This is a genomic window from Leifsonia sp. 22587, from assembly GCF_052044215.1.
In the GTDB taxonomy this organism is placed as follows: Bacteria; Actinomycetota; Actinomycetes; order Actinomycetales; family Microbacteriaceae; genus Leifsonia; species Leifsonia shinshuensis_C.
On the sequence record NZ_JBQENB010000001.1, the window covers coordinates 244157 to 261159 of the forward strand.

The window sequence follows — 17003 nt, forward strand, 5'->3', positions numbered from 1 at the left end:
GTTCTGTGATGCTGATGGGGGCGAACAACATGTCGCACGACGCATGGTCAAGTCAGTGGCGAAGTGACCTAGACGCTCGGGGGATCGAATGCTCAATGTCAAAATCAATACCTTTGAGACCAGCGATGGCACGCAGGTCTCTGTACCCGACGCCGGAGTCGTGATCTTTGTAGGCCCCAACAACGCGGGCAAGAGCCAGGCGTTGAGGGACCTGGTGGGTAAGGTCCGAAACGGCGACGGGTACGTCGGTAAAGCAATCACCGCCGTTAGCCTTGAGAAGCAGGGCGACACGTCGGAATTGTGGTCTTGGGCGCAAGAGAACCTCCCGCGTGCGACGCGTGAAGGCGTAGAACGAATCCAAGTCTCAGGGTGGGGTGACGTCGCGGCCACCGACGTCGGTCCGCAGTGGTCCATGCCTTCGAATCTGGGGATGCTTACGGATTCATTTGTGCTTTTCGCTGATGGGAAGACGCGGCTGACCTCAGTAGATGCTCCGACGAACATTGACTTCCGCACGCAGTTCCCAACCCATCCAATACAGCGAGCTGCGAGGGACTCCGCGTTGGAAGTTGAGTTCAGCGAGGTCTCACGGTCCGCCTTTGGATTGGAGGCGACGGTCGACCGATTCGCAGGAGCTGTAATCCCGTTGAGGCTTGGGCCGCGGCCGGTGTTCGCGCACGAGAACGGGGTTCCTACCATGGAGTATCTCGAGGCCTTGGCGGGGACGCCTGCCGTCGAGAATCAAGGCGACGGTGTCAAGAGCTTCCTCGGCCTGATGACACAGCTAATCGCTGGAAGTCATACAGTGTTGCTGGTGGACGAACCAGAGGCGTTCCTACATCCGCCTCAGGCTCGCTTGCTGGGGCGATTGCTCGCTCAGCGTGCGTCATCGCGTCAGGTGTTCCTCGCGACGCATAGCGCGGACATCGTGCAAGGAGCGCTGGAGGCGGGCGCTTCGGTGACGATCGTGAGGCTTACGCGCGAGGCAGACCTCAATCGGGCGGCCGTTATCGACGATGCCGATGTTCAAGAGCTGTGGGCTGACCCGCTACTTCGCTACTCGGACGTTCTCGACGGGCTGTTTCACGACGCGGTGGTTCTGTGCGAGAGCGATTCGGACTGTCGATACTACGCAGCAGTCCGCAACCACCTATTTCCTGACGACACGGGCGCCACTCGCCGACCTGAGCTGCACTTTACTCACTGCGGAGGAAAAGGTCGGCTCGCTGTGGTGATCCGAGCCCTAAAAGCCGTCCGGGTCCCGGTTGTTGTCGTGTCGGACTTCGACTTACTGCGCGAGGAAGCCGATGTCCGGAAGACTGTCGAAGCGCTTGGAGGGCAGTGGGAGGGCCTCAGCCCCGCGAGGTCGGTCATCGATGCAGCGCTGAAGTCAGACACCAAGCCTCTGCGCAAGACTGCCACCAAGGACGCGCTTATAAGTCGCCTTGACTCGGCCGGCGAGGTACTTAATGAGTCGGACATTGACGCGCTTCGTTCCATTCTGAAAGCGGACTCGGGATGGGATAAGGCAAAACGCGCGGGGCTCGCAGGGTTGCCGCAGGGGGATCCGTCCAAGGCCGCCGAGGAGTTGCTGGTTTCATTTACCGCCCTGGGGCTGTTAGTTGTCCCGGTAGGCGAGCTCGAAAGGTTTGTACCGACGGTCGGAGGGCACGGCCCTGGATGGGTAAATGGTGTCCTGTCGGAGAAGCTGCACGAGGCTCCATCGGCTGATGCGGAAGCCTTTGTTACGAGCATCGATGAAGCGTCGCGTCGACTCAGCGGACTGGTGTCAGAATGACGCCTTTGCAGCCTTCCGGGCGGTTCTGCGCTCGAGCGAGCACCTCTAAGTGGGGACCGCCATTGAGCGGTACTTTGGCCGCACACCAACCCCGCAAGCGCGGCCACCGGGCCGGCACAGCAATCGTCCCAGGGAGATCAACGGACTAGGGCGATATCTGAAGTTGCTACGTGCGCGCCCATTCTCGGACGAAGCCGGACCGCGAGACCGGTGAGCTTGTCAATCAGCGGTCTGATGGACACTTGGGTCGTGACGTTTCAAGAACCAGCCCCTAGGCCGTTCGGCGTATCGGACGATGAGGCAATTGAACTGTGCCGAGAATGGATGATCTATCTCGGCGCGACCGATGCATTGGCAGCTGAGGGAGCCGCACGACATTCCTGCGATCTGTATAGCTCGCGCTACCTAGCCTGGGTTGACAATGGTCGCGGGAATCTCGATGTGGCAGCGGTCGAACGAGCGGCAAGCGTAGCCGCCCAAGATGGGCGTACTGCTCTAATCTTTCTGCGAGGCGGCGTGCGGCCCGTGGCGCAGCAGAGAGCCGATGCGCTCGGTGTCGCCCTACTGAACTACCGCGCGAGGGACAGTGCGCTTGACGGTAGAAGCAGCCTCGGTCGAGAGATTGTTTCTACCGGTTTGGGCGCGTGATAGCCGACTTTGCACGCCTAGCGCGTCAATGTCGGCGACGAAGGCGACAGTGCGACAACTGGGCCCGCAGTGTCGATTCGAGCCGATCGTCCAAGCTCCTGCCTAGCCGCAGAGCGGGACTTCTCAATCGTCTCTTCGCTGAGCAGTCGCTGCATCGTGGCTGCGACTTCTGTCAGGGCGGCTTCGACGGTGCCGGCGATTACGACGACGTCATTTTGCGCGCGCCCGCGCGTGAGCCCGACGTAGAGGCCAGCGGCGTCGACACCCGGTCCTACGATCGCGCGCTCTGTCGTTTCCCCCTGGACTCCATAGACAGTGCTGGCGTATCCGAGGTGCACGTGCGAACTCGCGTAGTCGCGTGTGATCTGTCGGATTGCTGACGAGTCGCTGACCGATGCCAGGGTGACGTTGTCGTCCGAGATGCTCCTAACTACCCAGTTCTGCCGGTTCTCGACTCCGACGCTGTTGTCGTTACGCCGGGTCTGAACCAAATCTCCGACGAAGAGCGGCTGCTCTGACTGGCCGAATGCAGAGCGGCGGGTGTCGAGTTCGCCGGCCGCGATACGGCGAGCCTGGATCGCTTCGCTGATCTGCTGGGCTTCGGCATGAGTAGCGGTAACGAGCGCGATAGACTCGCCCTTCCGCGAGGACTCCAGCCAAGAGGCGACCATCATTTGGCGTGCTTCAACTTCGCTCGTCGCGCGCGTGAGATGGCCAGTCCGCTCAAGCTCCAAAGCAATAGCTCGCGACTCTGCCGGCCCGCTTGAGTCACGCAGGCGTGACGACAAATCGGCCCATTCTGGGTCGCGGAAGCGGTGGATTTCCGTGAGCTCGATTTTCTCGAACGCGGACCGGCGGAAGAGGGCCATTGCGCCGGAGTGCCCGACGGGGAGCGCTTGGTAGTCGTCGCCGACGACGGCGATGGTGGCGCCGGTGCGGTGCATGACGTCGATGAGCGCGTTTGCGGCTTCAAGGTCGAGCATGCCGGCTTCGTCGATAACGATCCGATCACCAGGCCGGATCCGGGTTCGTGGGCCCTGGTAGTGCTTGCCGCTCGCGGGTTCGATTTCACCCGGCTCGAGCCGTGTCCATTCCGTGTTGCCGGCGATGCCCGTGTTCCATCGCCAGCCGTAGTCGTGAAGGAGTTGGTGGAGGCTGGATGCGGCGCTGTCGGTTTCGCGTCCGGCGACGGTGGAGGCCTTCTTGGTGGGGGCGACGATGATCATGTTTCGCCCGTGGCGCCGCAGGGTGGCGCCAGCGACCTTGAGCATGGTCGTTTTGCCGGTGCCAGCGGCGCCAGTGATGGCGACGACGGTGGCGGTCCCGGCGATAGCGGATGCGCCATCGGTTTGATCGTTGTCTAGGACTCGCTCGGGATCGAGCGCGTGCGCGATCTCGGTGATCTCCTCCACAGGGGCCGCAGCACCGGGCGCGGACAGCGCTTCGATGCGGTTGGTAAGCGTGGCTTTCAGCACAGCCGTAGAGATGGCCATTCTGGACTTGATGTGCGCGGGGACGTCGGGCTCGTCGAGCAGCGTGACGGTGTGTGCTCGTGCGGCGGCGATGACCTGCTCGGCCATGGTCGCGAGTTCTGTGCGCTCAGCGACGACGCCGGTCGCGGCGAGGGCGCGGAGCGCGCCGGCGCGGATGTCCATCAGGCTGAATCGGCCGCCGGTGCCGGTCGAGCGAGCGTCAGCATCGACGACGGCGGTGGCGGCGAGGAGTTCGATGTCGAGATCCTCAATCGATGCCGAAGATGCGCCGATGGGGGAGCGCGCCAAGAAGAGCGCGGGGTCGGCAGTGGCGACTTCTTCGCGGACGAGCTCGGCCCAGTCGCCTTCATCCAGATAGCCGGGCTTGTTCGGTCGGCCGGCGGCCCAGGCCCATCGGTCGATCTGGCTCAGCACATCGTGGGACGGTTCCTGTCCGGGGTTCTGTTGCTTCCACCAGGCGGTGCGGGCGATCTTGTTGGCCTCGATCTGCGCCGACCGCTTCGACAGTGGCCGCACGAGATGCTGCAGCTGGGCGATCTCCCCATCCTCGTTGAGAGTGAACCCTTTCGCTGCCAGAGCGGTGATCCAGGCGGGGTCGGTGCGGGCGGCGAGGTCGCCTTCGGCGTTGATGACGTTCTGGAAGCGCAACGCAACCCTGGTGTCCACGTTGGACCATTTCCCGTCGATGCCTTGGACTTTGACGCTCAGCCAGAGGTGGCGGTGCTTGTGCGGATCCAGCGATCGAGAGCGTTCATGCTTGAGCTCGACCACCTCGATTCGAGCGAGATTTTCCCTGATGCAGCCGCCCTTTCCACGCCGCGCGTTGAGTTCCTCTTGCCAGAGGTGGATGATCCGGTCTCTCACCCGATCCTGGAGGTCCTCGTACGCCGCGTTCAACTCCGGATCCAGCATCGCCGCGATGCTGAACGACTTCGGCGCGTTGATCGTCGCATCCAGAACGAGGTCCGCGACCGGTGACTCCAGATCCCGGCCGCGACGCTCACCGGTGAGAGGGTCGGAGCCGTCGACCCATTCCCTTAACTGGGAGCGGGTGAGTAGGTCGTCGCGGATGGCGCCGTTCTCTACGATGTAACGGGTCATCACCGCATTTGCGTAGCCGGCCGCGGCCAGCGGGCCGTCGGCAGTCTTCGCCGTCAAGGTCGCGTCGCAGACGCCGCCGAAGGCGTAGTGGACCGCCTGCTTGACCCCTTGGGCTGACTGCCCGCGCTTCCAGCGCGCCACTCCACCTCTCACACTTAGAACTTCCGTTTGCGCGCGCTTTTTGGCGCGCACGGAGCGCGCACACTCGAAGAGTGACTGCGTGCATTAGCTGTTAGGTAGCCTTCACTTCTTCTCCCCTTGCTGTCACCGCAGTCTCGTCTTCCCTCCTCGGCTATTCCCCTTTTGCGCCTGTCCGGGTTTCCGGGTCTGGCTTCGCTCGATCGTTGAGTTCTTCCACGCGCTCGAACCACATCCGCTCGCTCCTTCGCCGAACAAGCGTGCCCCTGAAACCGAACGACTGTCATCTGTTGCCTCTAGAGTCAAACCGGGAGGGTGTCTATGGAAAGTGTCTTCTTCGCGTATGCCTGGTTGCCGCCGTTGCGTGCAGAGACGATGCGAAATGCGGCAGAACAAATCCAGCAGGCGGGCTTTGCGGCCACAACCTGGGAGGATCTACCGATCGAGGGGTCGGCATTGATCCCCACGATCTGCCAAGCCATCGCCGCATCAGACTGCGTCATCGCCGAGGTGAGCGATCTCAACAGCAATGTCTTATTCGAAGCCGGATACGCGATAGCGCTGGGTAAAGAGGTCTGGTTTGCCGTCGACGAAAGCGACGGCGACGCCTTGCGCAACTGGAAGGACCTCGGCATCCTCGCGACTGTCGGACGAATTGGCTACGAAGGAAGCAGCCATTCATTGTCGAACCGTTGGGTGGAGCGCAGAGACGATCAAGGAGCGCCGCTGCTTGAAACCCTCCTTATCAACGGACGCCCGAGAGAAGCGGACGCAGTATTTGCGCCCTCCACACCGTTGAAATTCGAAGCCTCATCAACGCTAGAGAAGCACCTGGACAGACAGGGTCATCTCCGCATTCTTGGGGCCACGGAGGACCTTGGTCTCGCACCACTCGATTTCTACGTCAAAGAGATATACCGATCATCCGCCTGCATTTTCCACCTCCTTGCGCCTCGCCGGGTGCGTTCAGGCGAGCACAACGCGCGAGCCAGTTTTTTGGCTGGTATTGCGCACGGGCTGGATCTCCCACTCCTGGTGCTCATCGAGGAGGGTGGAACCGTTCCGCTTGATTACCACGACCTCACCTTCGCCTATTCCGGATCCGCGCAGCTAATCGCAAAGGTCGATACCTGGCTAAACGAATTGCCGAAAGCTCCTGGCTCTAACCGACGGCTCGGTCGCCTGGCGCTTGATATTGAGCTGCCCATCCGCTCATTCGGCGAATACGTAGCCGAATACGAGAAGTCGGAGCTTCAGAACTACTTCATCAACACGAGCGAATTTGAGTCGGTGCTCGCCGGCAACACCAAGGTCTTCGTCGGCCGCAAGGGCACAGGCAAGACGGCGACGATGAGCCAAGCGGTGGAGGAATTGAGACGCGACCGGCGCATCCTCACGGTGCCGATAAAGCCCTCCGCATACGAGCTCTCCGGTCTGGCGAGGGCTCTGCGTGATCTGTCCTCGCACGGATCGTCGGACTACCTCGTAATCAGCTTGTGGACCTTCCTCCTGTACACAGAGATCGCACTTCGAGCAGTTTCCTTTGCTCGCGAACGCATTGGCGCCTCACGACACCGCATCAACGAGTGCCGTGCAGGACGCTCGCGCGCCTGACAAGATTGGCGTCCAGTCAGTTCACTGGAACGACGAAGAGTTGCTAGCGCGCGTCCTTGAGGAACGGTACGCAGCGAACAAGAGAGGTCAACGCAACGGACATTCCTTCGACATGTGGGCGGAGATCTTCGACCCAGAGGTTAGGGGTTTGCGGACACGGGACTACTTCATGTGGAAGGTGCTGCCGCGACCTCGGGACGTGATTTACTTCGCCAACGAAGCGCTCACAACGGCGATTAATCGCAAGCACCCCCGCATTACCACCTCGGACATCTTGTTCGCCGAAGAGCAATATTCCAGATTCGCTGCCGAAGCCCTCTTGGTGGAAGGGGAGGCCGAGCCCTTCGATCTCGAAAGCGCCTTGTTCGAGTTTGCAGGTACAAGTGCGACTCTTACCGAGACGGAATTGCGCGACATTGTGAGGGACGTTCCCCACTCCGAGGAGCTCTTGCAGTGGCTTGTCCGAAGCTCAGTCCTCGGCATCGAGACACGGCCTGGCAAGTTCATGCACGTTGAAGGCAAGACGGCTGCCGAACGCCAGCTGCGCGTCGCACGTCGACTAGCGAAGAGCACCGGGGCGCCTGTTCGCTTCCGAGTTCATCCGGCGCTCCGCAACTATCTTGAGGTACGCAACGACGATCTTCACGACGACGAGATCGAAGATATGACGCTGCAAATCGAGTAGCGGCTTTGGCCGGACGACAACTTCTCGGCCAGGGTCACCTGACGCGTCTCGGGGTCGGTGTAGCCGCTCTACAGCGAGCGGTGCGCGGCGGATGCCCCAACCGGTCGCCTCGTGGCTGGCGCTTAGGGGAGCGGTAACGCTGTGGTCGTCGCTGCTGGGGGTGCCCACGTTCCCTGCCCCGTACTACAACGGGAACATGTGGGGACCGTTGTTCGACCAGATCGTCGGGACGATGTTCCTGCTGATGCTCATCGCCGCGCTCATCGATTTGCACAATACGGCCGTCCAGGCCAACCTCGGTCCGCTCATCATCGGCTTCGCTGTCGCGGCGATCGGAATGTCCTTCGGAGCGAATGCCGGTTACGCGATCAACCCGGCTCGTGATCTCGGTCCCCGGCTTCTTGCGTGGATAGCTGGTTGGGGCGATCTCGCCGTTCCCGGCAACGGGCCGTGGTTCAGCGGCTACATGTGGGTGCCGATCCTCGGGCCGCTGATCGGCGGCATGATCGGCGTCATCCTCTACGACTTGTTCATCGGGGACATCCTGCACGCGCGTCTTGTTTGTAATGGGCCCGCGATGCAGGCGCAGGCCGAGACTCCGGCCCGTCCACCTGGGCCGGACACCACGGAGCCGCGTTCCCGCCGATAGCCGATCGGCGGCGGCTTCGTAACAAGTGCGGGGAGGGGTCGTCCACGTCCCCTCCCCGCGCCCTGTTTTGCCGGCCCACGGGGATCGGCGCAAGATTTGCGTAGCCGCAACGAGACGGGAATACTGAGCGGATGACCAGCCCTCACGCCACAGCCGACCGTGCGTCCGCCGACCGTGCTGTGGATGCGGCGCTCTCGGCGGCGAACGTGATGATGCGCGTTGCGGCCAGGTCGGTGCTCGAGGTCGAGGATCGGGTCACCACGCCGCAGTTGCGGGTGCTGATGATGATCGCGGCCACGGGTCCGCAGAATCTGGGTGCGGTGGCTGAGGAGCTGAACGTGCATCCGTCAAATGCGACCCGGGCTTGCGAAAAGCTGGTACAAGCCGGCTATATCGTGCGCTCTGACGACCCGATCGACCGCCGCTACATCCGGCTGCAGCTGACACAGGCAGGGGTCGACCTGGTGAACCATGTGCTGGACCAGCGCCGGCGTCAAATGGCCGAGGTCCTCGCGCGCCTCTCAGCGGACGAGCAGAGTACGGTCGCCACCGCGCTGGAACTGTTCGCTGCTGCGGCAGGTGGGGAACCCATCCATGACGGCCGCTTCACGTTCTCGCTGGAACCCGGGCACGACAGCTATTCCGTCGAGGACCATTCCTCGACGAGGTAGCGTTCCGCATCCGCGCGTTTAAAAATCAGACCATGGCCGGCCAAAGCGCGAAAAACTTGAAGGTCTCCTCCCGACAGTGTGGGGCCACCGTCGAAGAACGCTGCCTCGATCTGAGCGTGGTCGTGGAAGTACTCCACATGCGCGACGTTGGCCAGCGCAGCCCCCAGCGTCGCATGGATAGCCGGGGCGGTGTGCGCACTCAACGGTATGCCGGCGGCTTGGGCCAGGGTGGATGCGCGCAGGAAGCCGGTCACACCGCCGCAGCGGGTCGCGTCGGCTTGCAGCGTGTCGACGGCGCTGGCCGCCAGCATGGTTGCAAAGTATTGGGGCGTGTAGCCGTATTCGCCAGCGGCGATCTGCATGCCTGCCGGGCCGCGGTTGCGGATCAGCCGCAGCCCCGCGAGGTCGTCGCTTGAGACGGGCTCCTCGAACCAGGTGACGTCCTCGTCTTCGAAGCCCGCGGCGAAACCGAGGGCCTGTTTTACGTTGTATGCTCCGTTTGCGTCGACGAACAGCTGCACTTTTGGACCGATCGCGTCGCGGGCCGCCCGTACGCGTTCCAGGTCGTCCGCGGGCGCGGATCCGATCTTCATCTTCACCGCGGGCAGACCGTCGTCGGCCCAGCCTCCGAGTTGATTCTGGAGTTCCGGGATCGTATAGCTGGTGAACCCGCCGCTCCCGTAGGCCATCACGTTGGTCGCTGAGCCGCCCAGCAGTTGGAGGAGGGATACCTCCAGCTTCCGGGCGCGAAGGTCGTGAAGTGCGATGTCCACGGCCGAGATCGCACTCGCGCATACCCCGGCCCAGCCCAGGTTGCGGACCGCGCCCGCCATTGCCCAGAAGGTCGACTCGGCGGCCAGCGGATCCGTGCCGATGATGTGGGGTGCCAGGACCCCTCTGATGATGGCGAGGGCGGCCGGAGAGGTGTAGGAATAGCCGAGCCCGGTGCGGCCGTCCGCCTCGACTTCGGCGATGAGCACGCCGGTGCTGTTCCACTTGGCGGTTCCGTCCGACTCGGGCTGGGCTTCCCCCGCGGTGGTTGTCGGCACCGAGTACGCGGACACACTCACCCGGCTGACCCGGCCGTGCTCCATCATCTATTCGCTCCTTGGGGAACTCGTGTCGCCGCTGTCGTCCGTGTTGTCACCGAGGTGCAGTTTGCCCTTGACGCGCTCCACGCCTTCGGTGATCACGGCGGTCGCAGAATCGCGGATTACACCGAGCTCGCTGGGATCGCCCTTCAGCAGCGCCTTGGCAGTGTTCTTCGCGTACTCCAGCGTGATGTGCGGCGGGAGTGGGGGGACGTTCTTGCTGGTGTGTGCATCGAGTAGGGTGACGCCTTGGTGCGCGAAGGCTGCATCCCAGGCGTCGGCGATCTGATCGTCATCGGTGACCGTGATGCCTTGGAAGCCGAGGAGTTTCGCCCACCCTGCGTAATCGACCGATTCCACCTCCTGAGCGGTATTCCATACCGGGTTGCCGTCTTCGGTCCGCATCTCCCACGACACCTGAGTGAGGTCGTTGTTGTGCAGGACCAGGATGATCAGCTGCGGACTTTGCCAACGGTCGAGGTACTTCTTGATGGTGATGAGCTCGTTCATGCCCAGCATCTGGAATGCGCCGTCGCCGATTGTGCAGATCACCGAGCGATCCGAGTAGGCGAACTTGGCCACGACTGCGTACGGCATCGCGGCGAGCATGGTTGCCAGGCGTCCGGAGAGGTCGCCCATCATCCCTCGTCGCAGGCGGATGTGGTGGCCGTACCAGTCGGCGGTCGTTCCGGCGTCGGCTGTGACGATCGCCCTCTCCGGCAGGCGCTTGTTGAGCTCGTAGTACACGCGCCGAGGGTTGACGCCGTCGTTGTACTGCGCCATGGCCTGCGCATCCATCTCGCTCTCCCACCGCACCATCTCGTCCGCGACGGTCTGCTGCCAGTCAAGGTCCGTCGTCTCGTGCAACAGTGGGATCAGCGGGCTCAGGGTGCTCTTGACGTCGCCCCAGAGGTTCAACTCTGTCGGGTAGCGCAGTCCCATCTGCTCCGGCTTGAGGTCGACTTGGATGGCGCGGGCCTGCCCGGTGGCCGGCAGGAACTGGCCGTACGGATAATTGGTGCCCAGCAGGACGAGCGTGTCGCATCCCTTCATCTGGTGCAGACTCGGCACCGATCCGAGCAACCCGACCTGTTGAGAGTGGTATGGCACGTCGGAGGGCACGACCTGCTTGCCCCGCAGGGCGGTGACGATGCCCGCGCCCGCCAGCCTTGCCGCCTCCAGCAACTCGTCGGTCGCCCCGTTGGCGCCGTGTCCGACCAGGAAGGTGACCTTCTGGCCGGCGTTGATGATCTCCGCCGCTTTCAGCAGCTCGCTGTGCGGAGGAACGATGGACGTCGACGGTGCGACCGCGCTCGACCGGGACACCCACATCTCCGGTTCCGGCTCGACCATCTTCACGCCCTGGATGTCGTGAGGAAGGATGATGACGGCGGGCTGCAGTCTCACGCGTGCTGTCCGGAAGGCGGTGTCGATGACGGCCTGCGCCTGTTCGGGGGAGACGATGGTCTGCACGTAGCAGGCGACGTCCGAGAAGACGCGTTCCAGGTTGCTCTCCTGCTGGTTGAAGGTGCCCAACGCGTTCACGCCCTGTTGGCCGACGATGGCGCCACCGGCTGGTTGTCCATCATCGCGTCGTAGAGCCCGTTGAGCAGGTGAAAGGCGCCGGGGCTCGAGGTTGCGGTGCATACTCCGATCTCGCCGGTGAATTTCGCGTGCGCTGTCGCCATTAGGGCGCAGATTTCTTCGTGGGTCGGCCGGATGTATTCCACGCCCGTTCCCGAGCGCTCGGCTCTGCCGAGCGCGCCGTCGAAATCGCCGATGCCGTCGCCGGGAAATCCGAACACGCGGCTGACTCCCCAGTCGCGGATGCGCTGGATGACGAAGTCGCTCACGCTGGTCATTGGGACTCTCTTTCGGTTTTGTCCGGGTGCTGGATGAGACGGTCGGCCGCTCGAGCGGCGATCGCCATGATGGTCAGTGCAGGGTTGGCGCTTCCCTGGGTTGGCAGCACGCTGCCGTCGGTGATGAGTAGGTTGGGTACGGCGAAGCTGCGGCAGTCCGCGTCCACCACACCGTCCTCTTGCCGGTGGGCCATGCGGGCGCCGCCGACCAGATGGGCGTAGCGCTGGATGGTGATGGTCTCGCTGGCGCCGGCTGCGGTGAGGATCCGCTCCATGACGTCTTGCGCGGCCCGTGCGAGGGTCCGGTCGTTGTCGCACTGGCTGTACGAGAAGTGCGCAACGGGCAGGCCGTAACGGTCCCTTTCGTCGCTCAGTGTGACGCGGTTTTCCGGCTGAGGCAGGAACTCGCAGAGGGCGCCGAGGCATGCCCAGTGCACGTAGTCGGACATGTAATTGCGGAGCTCCGCACCCCAGCGTCCCTCGGCCATGACGTGCTCCGCCCAGGTGATCGGCAACGGCGAGACCGTCTGGATCGAGAACCCTCGCTTGTACGGCTTGCTCGGGTCAGTCTCGTAGAAGTCTTCGGTGCTGACCTCGGGCGGTGGGCCCTTCCACATCCGGATCTCGGAGTTGAACCGCCCGGCGGTCTGCGGCGCCCCCTGCACCATCAGGTAGCGGCCGACCTGGTCGAAGTCGTTGCACAACCCGTCCGGGAAGCGTTGTGACGTGGAGTTGAGCAGCAGTCGCGGCGTTTCGATGGAGTATCCGGCGACAGCGACCATCCGCGCCCGCTGGAACCGCTGCCTGCCGTTCTTGACATAGTGGACGCCGGTCGCGCGTCCGGTCCGCTGATCGATCTCGATGGAGGTGACCATGCTGTCGGCGCGCACTTCGGCCCCGTGGTCGAGGGCGTCCGGGATGTGGGTGATGAGTGGAGACGCCTTGGCATTGACCTTGCACCCTTGGAGGCAGAAGCCGCGATAGATGCAGTGCGGCCGGTTCCCGAATCGGCCGTTCGCGATGGCGACCGGGCCGACCTTGGCAGTGATCCCGCAGGCCAGAGCCCCGCGCTGGAATACTTCGCCGTTCCCGGACACAGGATGGGGACGGTGCGGGTAGGAGTGCGCGTCGCCCCAGGGCCAGTCCTCCCCGGCGACCGGTAGCTCGCCCTCGATGGCGGAGTAATACGGCCGGAGGTCGTCGTACCGGATGGGCCAGTCCGCTCCAACGCCGTCCTGGCTGTGGGTGTGGAAGTCGCTGGGATGGAAGCGGGGTACGTACCCGGCGTAGTGGACCATTGAGCCGCCGACGCCTCGGCCCGAGTTGTTCGAGCCGAGGGGGACGGGGTCTTGGCCGCCGATCTGCCGGGGTTCCGTCCAGTACAGTTCGTGCGAGCCGGCCTCATCGCTCACCCAGTCGGTCTCTGGGTTCCAGAACGGGCCGGCGTCCAGGGCGACGGCCGTCCAGCCGGCGCGCGCCACGCGTTGCAGCAAGGTCGATCCGCCGGCGCCGCTGCCGACGATGACCAGGTCGACGATGTCCGCGTCGTCGAAGCGGCGCATATCGTCGCGGAGCCGGTGCTCGGGAGCTGCGCCGTTGGGGGTCAGCAGCCAGGCCGAGTTGTTGCGTTCGCGGACGTCAGTGCTCATGGGATGTTCCAGCCTCGGGGGAGGTGCCGTGATTGTCGGTGATTTTCGTCGGATCGTCGGCGGGGTTTGCGTCGGCGACCTCGAACGGTTCGAGCCGGTCGATGCCTAGGTTTTTGTAGCCGCGTGGGTAGGCGGGGCCGGCGAACCCGATCTCGTTCCACGCCCACGGGTGGGAGTAGAACGCCGTGCAGGCGTACCGGGTCCATAGACCCCACACTTGCGAGGCCGAGAGGTCGTGCCAGGGGCGTTCACCGAGGGCCTGGATGTGGGCGAGCACGCTTTCCTGGTCGGTCCAGGAGCAGTCGGCGAAGCACGCGCCGTGCGCAGCCGAGGCGTCCTCATCGAGGGCGCCCAGCGACTGCCGCCACGCGACGGCGTCGTCCGGCATTGAGTCGTAGTGCCAGCCGTCGGTCTGCTTCTCCGCAAGGCGGGCGTCCACCATTGCGGTCACCGGAACCCGCGGCTCGTCGCGTTGGTCGAGGAGTTGGTCGAACAAAGCGGTGGCGCAGGCTTCTTCGGTGACGTCGAAGAACCGCATCTGGGGAAGCAGGCTCAGCCGTGACTGCACGAGCGACCGGGTGACCTCGTCCCAGTGGTCGCGCTGCGCGAGCGCATCGAAACCAGGGAAGCGGTTGCCTCCGCGCGAGGATGGCAGGGGAAGCGCCGTCATTTTTCCCGCCTCAGGATTGCCGCGAGCAGCCCCATACCGCCGACCAGGGTCACGAGGAGCGGGGCGAGCAGTGGCGGGCCCATCTCGAGGTTGTAGCGCAGGTTGTGCCATCCGCCCGGCTTCTGCGCAACCCCGCGTGCGTGCAGGTAGGTGCCTTGAAGTCCATTCGCGACAATGGTTGCTGCCGCGACGGGAAGCACCGTCTTTGCCAGGCGGCGGCTGGTCACACCGGCGATGCCGGCGGCCGCGCCGATCGGGCCGAGGATCACCGGCACCCACATCCACTTGTTGCCGAAGCTCGCCTTGTCATGCTCGAAGTAGATTTCTGCCGCGGTGACCAGAGCGCCGGCAGCCGTTAGCGCCGAGAGTGAGCGTTCGAAGCGTCCGGTCTCGACGTTCTTGACCATTCGATCGATACCGTGCAGGGCTCCGGCCGGCGGGGTCCTTCTGCTGCGTGCCGTCATCGATCTCCTTCCTGGGGGCCTAGCTGCCCGTGTTCGGGGGCGACGTGTTCGAGGATGCTTTCCCATGCGCTCGCCATCAGGCCCCGGCCGCCGTGTTCCGCTACGACGATCCGGGAGTTCGGGATTTCATCGGCGAACCAGCGTGCGTCGCGCGGAGTGGCATAGGTGTCCTGCCGCCCGACCAGTACGAGCGTCTCGGCGGCCGTCGTGGACAGGCTCGGCGGTTCGGCGCGGAAACACTGCAGGTCGGCGTCGACGCCGGAGGTTCCCTGCAGTTGAGCGTCGGCCATCATCCGCTGGACGCGGCGTTCGTAGGAGGTGGCGTCCCATCGCGCGTTCGCCGATGTCAGGCGGTGGGCGTCGAACCAGTTGGCGTCGGCCTTGCGGGTTCGGGCTCGGGCCCCCGTTTCCGCCAATGCGGGCAGGGCCGGGCAGCCGACGAGCGCGAGGCGATCGACGAACTCGGGGTGCCTCGCCGCGAGGGCTGCGGCGAACAGCCCACCCTCCCGCCAGCCGATGACGCCGATGGAGCCGAAGTCGGTGCCGGCGGTCGAGCTCGCGGAGCTTTCCGCCTGGTCGAGGTAGGCGGCGACTCCGTCTGCCCACCGGTTCGCCGATGGCTCGGTCTCTGTCGGGTAGGGGTCAGATGCTCCGTAGCCGGGGCGGTCGAACGAGACCAGGTGGAGTCCCCAGGTCGATGTGAGGACGGGGTCTGGGTCGAATCCGGAGGCTCCTGCCGTGGGGTGGCAGAGCACCACGAGGCGTTTCGCCGCCGGATCGCCGATGGCCGTCAGTCCGACGATCCGTCCGTCGGGGAAGCGTACGTGGAGTCCCGCCACGTCAGTGCTCGGCCTTGGGGTAGTTCCCGTGCCTCTCATGCGTGCTCGCGACCTCTGGCGGCTCGCCGTGGTGCGATGCGCCCGTGTACTCGCCTTCGGCGAGTGGGTCGGGTGCGTCCGTGCCCGTCTCGGTGTATTGGCCGTGGACGGTTCGGGGGCCTGTTTCGCCCCGCTGCGTGTACTGGCCTTCGAGTGCGTCCCGGTCGGCGCTGGAACCGGTCCGGTCCGTGTCGTCGTGTTCGCCCATCGTGCCACCTCCATTAGTTGCCTTTACGCAATCATTGCACTGACGCGCCTACTAGTGAAGGGTGTGACCTGGGAACCCAGGCGGTTGCTAGGGATCGCTCAGTTGTGGTTGTGTTGAGCGGCCGTACGAACGAACCGCGCGCGAGCGTCCTGCACGGCACTCGTTGATGCGGTGTCGTGAGGCGCCAATGCGTTCGCGATCCACCCCAGGATGAGACGCAGTCGCCGGCCGGTGCTTGGCAGCGCTACCGCGTGGTACGCCATATCGACCGCCCACGCGGCCACGCCGCGCAAGGACAGTGTCCGCACGACCGCAGCGCCCTGGTGGCCGCTGTAGCTGGCAAGCGTGCCGAGGCTGCGGTGCCGGTACTCGATCGCTTCGGCGCCCTGGATCGTCGCGCGGATGTTCGAGGCCAGGACTTTGGCCTGGCGGATCGCGTTCTGCGCGTTAGGCGGGCAGAACGCTGGTTGCTTGTCGGCGGTCAGGTCCGGTATCTGGGCGTTGTCACCGAGTGCCCATACTCCCTCGATGGGGGAGCCATCGTTGCGTACCGCTTGTAGCCGGGCGTTGCACTGTACGTGGCCCTTCGCGCCGCGGCGAACGTCGGCCCGGTCAAGTACTGGATTCGGGGTGACGCCGGCGGCCCAGACGAGGGTGTCGAAGGGGTGCGCGTCGCCGTTGTCGAGGTGCGCGATTCCGTCCTCGCACGAGGAGAGCTTCGTGTGCAGGAGTACGGTGATGCCCCGGCGTCGAAGCAGCTGGAGAGTCCACTGCGACAGCTTCGGCGGCAATTCGGCCGCGATACGGCCAGCTTCCTCGACCAGGAGCCACGACATCCTCTCGCGCTCCAGCTGCGGGTAGCGGCCGAGTTCAGTCTTTGCCCGTCGATGCAGCTCGGCGATCGCCTCAACCCCCGTGTAACCGCCACCCACGAAGACGAAGGTCAGTGCTCGCTGCCGCTCTGACGGATCCTGCGTCGCCGCCGCGAAGCGCACCCTGTCCACGACATGGTTGCGCAGATACACCGCTTCTTCCACGCTCGAGAACCCGATCGCGTGCTGGGAAAGTCCGGGGATGGGCAGGGTCTTGCTGACTGCTCCAAGGGCGAACACGACATGGTCGAAAGCGACACCGCGTACCGTGCCATCGATCGAGCGGATCACTGCGACCTTGGCCGATGTATCCACAGTATCCAGCTCCTGCCATGAGCTGGGCGTGAGGGAAGCGGCCTGCGAGCGGCATTAGCGTGTCGCGGGGCGCCGTCTCCCCGCCTGCCACCTCGGGCAGCAGCGGTTTGTATGTCAGGTATTGTTCGGGCTCGACCACGGTGACCCGGAGGCGTTGGGCTGTCGCATCGCTTCGCAGCTTACGGGCAAGAGTGAAC

Annotated in this window: 15 protein-coding genes; 5 read left to right on the forward strand and 10 right to left on the reverse strand. The window is 64.3% G+C overall.

The features are described from left to right. The first annotated feature begins 88 nt into the window (after nucleotides 1-88). Nucleotides 89-1798, forward strand: coding sequence for an ATP-dependent nuclease (locus tag ACTJI1_RS01125; RefSeq protein ID WP_440741221.1), 1710 nt, complete (start codon nucleotides 89-91; stop codon nucleotides 1796-1798). Nucleotides 1799-2463: 665 nt separating this feature from the next. Here ACTJI1_RS01125 and ACTJI1_RS01130 read toward each other — a convergent pair. After that, nucleotides 2464-5181, reverse strand: a complete 2718-nt coding sequence (locus ACTJI1_RS01130; RefSeq protein WP_440741222.1) for an AAA family ATPase — start codon at nucleotides 5179-5181, stop codon at nucleotides 2464-2466. Nucleotides 5182-5499: 318 nt separating this feature from the next. Here ACTJI1_RS01130 and ACTJI1_RS01135 point away from each other — a divergent pair, with 318 nt between their 5' ends. The 4 genes from ACTJI1_RS01135 (at nucleotide 5500) to ACTJI1_RS01150 (ending at nucleotide 8797) form a co-directional block, all read left to right on the forward strand. Then, complete coding sequence (locus ACTJI1_RS01135; protein ID WP_440741223.1) at nucleotides 5500-6792, forward strand: P-loop ATPase, Sll1717 family; 1293 nt, start codon at nucleotides 5500-5502, stop codon at nucleotides 6790-6792. After that, complete coding sequence (locus ACTJI1_RS01140; RefSeq protein WP_440741224.1) at nucleotides 6770-7477, forward strand: P-loop ATPase, Sll1717 family; 708 nt, start codon at nucleotides 6770-6772, stop codon at nucleotides 7475-7477. The genes ACTJI1_RS01135 and ACTJI1_RS01140 overlap by 23 nt, the downstream gene beginning before the upstream one ends. A 91-nt stretch (nucleotides 7478-7568) precedes the next feature. Further along, nucleotides 7569-8126 carry an MIP/aquaporin family protein gene (locus ACTJI1_RS01145; protein WP_440741225.1) on the forward strand — a complete coding sequence of 186 codons (558 nt, stop codon included), beginning with the start codon at nucleotides 7569-7571 and terminating at the stop codon, nucleotides 8124-8126. A gap of 131 nt (nucleotides 8127-8257) precedes the next feature. Next, nucleotides 8258-8797, forward strand: coding sequence for a MarR family winged helix-turn-helix transcriptional regulator (locus tag ACTJI1_RS01150; protein WP_440741226.1), 540 nt, complete (start codon nucleotides 8258-8260; stop codon nucleotides 8795-8797). Here ACTJI1_RS01150 and ACTJI1_RS01155 read toward each other — a convergent pair. The 9 genes from ACTJI1_RS01155 to ACTJI1_RS01195 all read right to left on the reverse strand — a co-directional run bounded on the left by ACTJI1_RS01155 (nucleotide 8764) and on the right by ACTJI1_RS01195 (nucleotide 16806). After that, a complete protein-coding gene (locus ACTJI1_RS01155) occupies nucleotides 8764-9894 on the reverse strand; it encodes an enolase C-terminal domain-like protein (protein WP_440741227.1) in 1131 nt (376 codons plus the stop codon). The genes ACTJI1_RS01150 and ACTJI1_RS01155 overlap by 34 nt on opposite strands. Further along, a complete protein-coding gene (locus ACTJI1_RS01160; protein WP_440741228.1) occupies nucleotides 9895-11424 on the reverse strand; it encodes a thiamine pyrophosphate-dependent enzyme in 1530 nt (509 codons plus the stop codon). A gap of 5 nt (nucleotides 11425-11429) precedes the next feature. Then, entirely contained in the window at nucleotides 11430-11741 is a 312-nt protein-coding gene (locus tag ACTJI1_RS01165; protein ID WP_440741229.1) for a thiamine pyrophosphate-binding protein, read from the reverse strand. A 5-nt stretch (nucleotides 11742-11746) separates the two neighbouring features. Continuing rightward, complete coding sequence (locus ACTJI1_RS01170) at nucleotides 11747-13399, reverse strand: GMC family oxidoreductase (RefSeq protein WP_440741230.1); 1653 nt, start codon at nucleotides 13397-13399, stop codon at nucleotides 11747-11749. After that, entirely contained in the window at nucleotides 13389-14069 is a 681-nt protein-coding gene (locus ACTJI1_RS01175) for a gluconate 2-dehydrogenase subunit 3 family protein (protein ID WP_440741231.1), read from the reverse strand. Before ACTJI1_RS01175 ends, ACTJI1_RS01170 begins: the two co-directional genes overlap by 11 nt. Next, nucleotides 14066-14533, reverse strand: a complete 468-nt coding sequence (locus ACTJI1_RS01180) for a hypothetical protein (protein WP_440741232.1) — start codon at nucleotides 14531-14533, stop codon at nucleotides 14066-14068. The genes ACTJI1_RS01175 and ACTJI1_RS01180 overlap by 4 nt, the downstream gene beginning before the upstream one ends. Next, on the reverse strand, nucleotides 14530-15372 hold the full coding sequence (locus ACTJI1_RS01185) for an alpha/beta fold hydrolase (RefSeq protein WP_440741233.1): 843 nt from the start codon (nucleotides 15370-15372) through the stop codon (nucleotides 14530-14532). The genes ACTJI1_RS01180 and ACTJI1_RS01185 overlap by 4 nt, the downstream gene beginning before the upstream one ends. 1 nt (nucleotide 15373) lies before the next feature. Further along, nucleotides 15374-15619, reverse strand: coding sequence for a hypothetical protein (locus ACTJI1_RS01190; protein ID WP_440741234.1), 246 nt, complete (start codon nucleotides 15617-15619; stop codon nucleotides 15374-15376). Nucleotides 15620-15717: 98 nt separating this feature from the next. Next, nucleotides 15718-16806 (reverse strand): NAD(P)/FAD-dependent oxidoreductase, encoded by a 1089-nt coding sequence (locus tag ACTJI1_RS01195; RefSeq protein ID WP_440741235.1) that lies wholly within the window; start codon nucleotides 16804-16806, stop codon nucleotides 15718-15720. Between the last annotated feature and the right edge of the window lie 197 nt (nucleotides 16807-17003).

Excerpts from the sequence above, each read along its gene's own strand:
- ACTJI1_RS01145 (WP_440741225.1), top strand. The coding sequence starts at position 7,569 with ATGCCCCAACCGGTCGCCTCGTGGCTGGCGCTTAGGGGAGCGGTAACG.
- ACTJI1_RS01180 (WP_440741232.1), bottom strand. The coding sequence starts at position 14,533 with ATGACGGCACGCAGCAGAAGGACCCCGCCGGCCGGAGCCCTGCACGGT.
- ACTJI1_RS01155 (WP_440741227.1), bottom strand. The coding sequence starts at position 9,894 with ATGATGGAGCACGGCCGGGTCAGCCGGGTGAGTGTGTCCGCGTACTCG.
- ACTJI1_RS01125 (WP_440741221.1), top strand. The coding sequence starts at position 89 with ATGCTCAATGTCAAAATCAATACCTTTGAGACCAGCGATGGCACGCAG.
- ACTJI1_RS01170 (WP_440741230.1), bottom strand. The coding sequence starts at position 13,399 with ATGAGCACTGACGTCCGCGAACGCAACAACTCGGCCTGGCTGCTGACC.
- ACTJI1_RS01150 (WP_440741226.1), top strand. The coding sequence starts at position 8,258 with ATGACCAGCCCTCACGCCACAGCCGACCGTGCGTCCGCCGACCGTGCT.
- ACTJI1_RS01175 (WP_440741231.1), bottom strand. The coding sequence starts at position 14,069 with ATGACGGCGCTTCCCCTGCCATCCTCGCGCGGAGGCAACCGCTTCCCT.
- ACTJI1_RS01190 (WP_440741234.1), bottom strand. The coding sequence starts at position 15,619 with ATGGGCGAACACGACGACACGGACCGGACCGGTTCCAGCGCCGACCGG.
- ACTJI1_RS01135 (WP_440741223.1), top strand. The coding sequence starts at position 5,500 with ATGGAAAGTGTCTTCTTCGCGTATGCCTGGTTGCCGCCGTTGCGTGCA.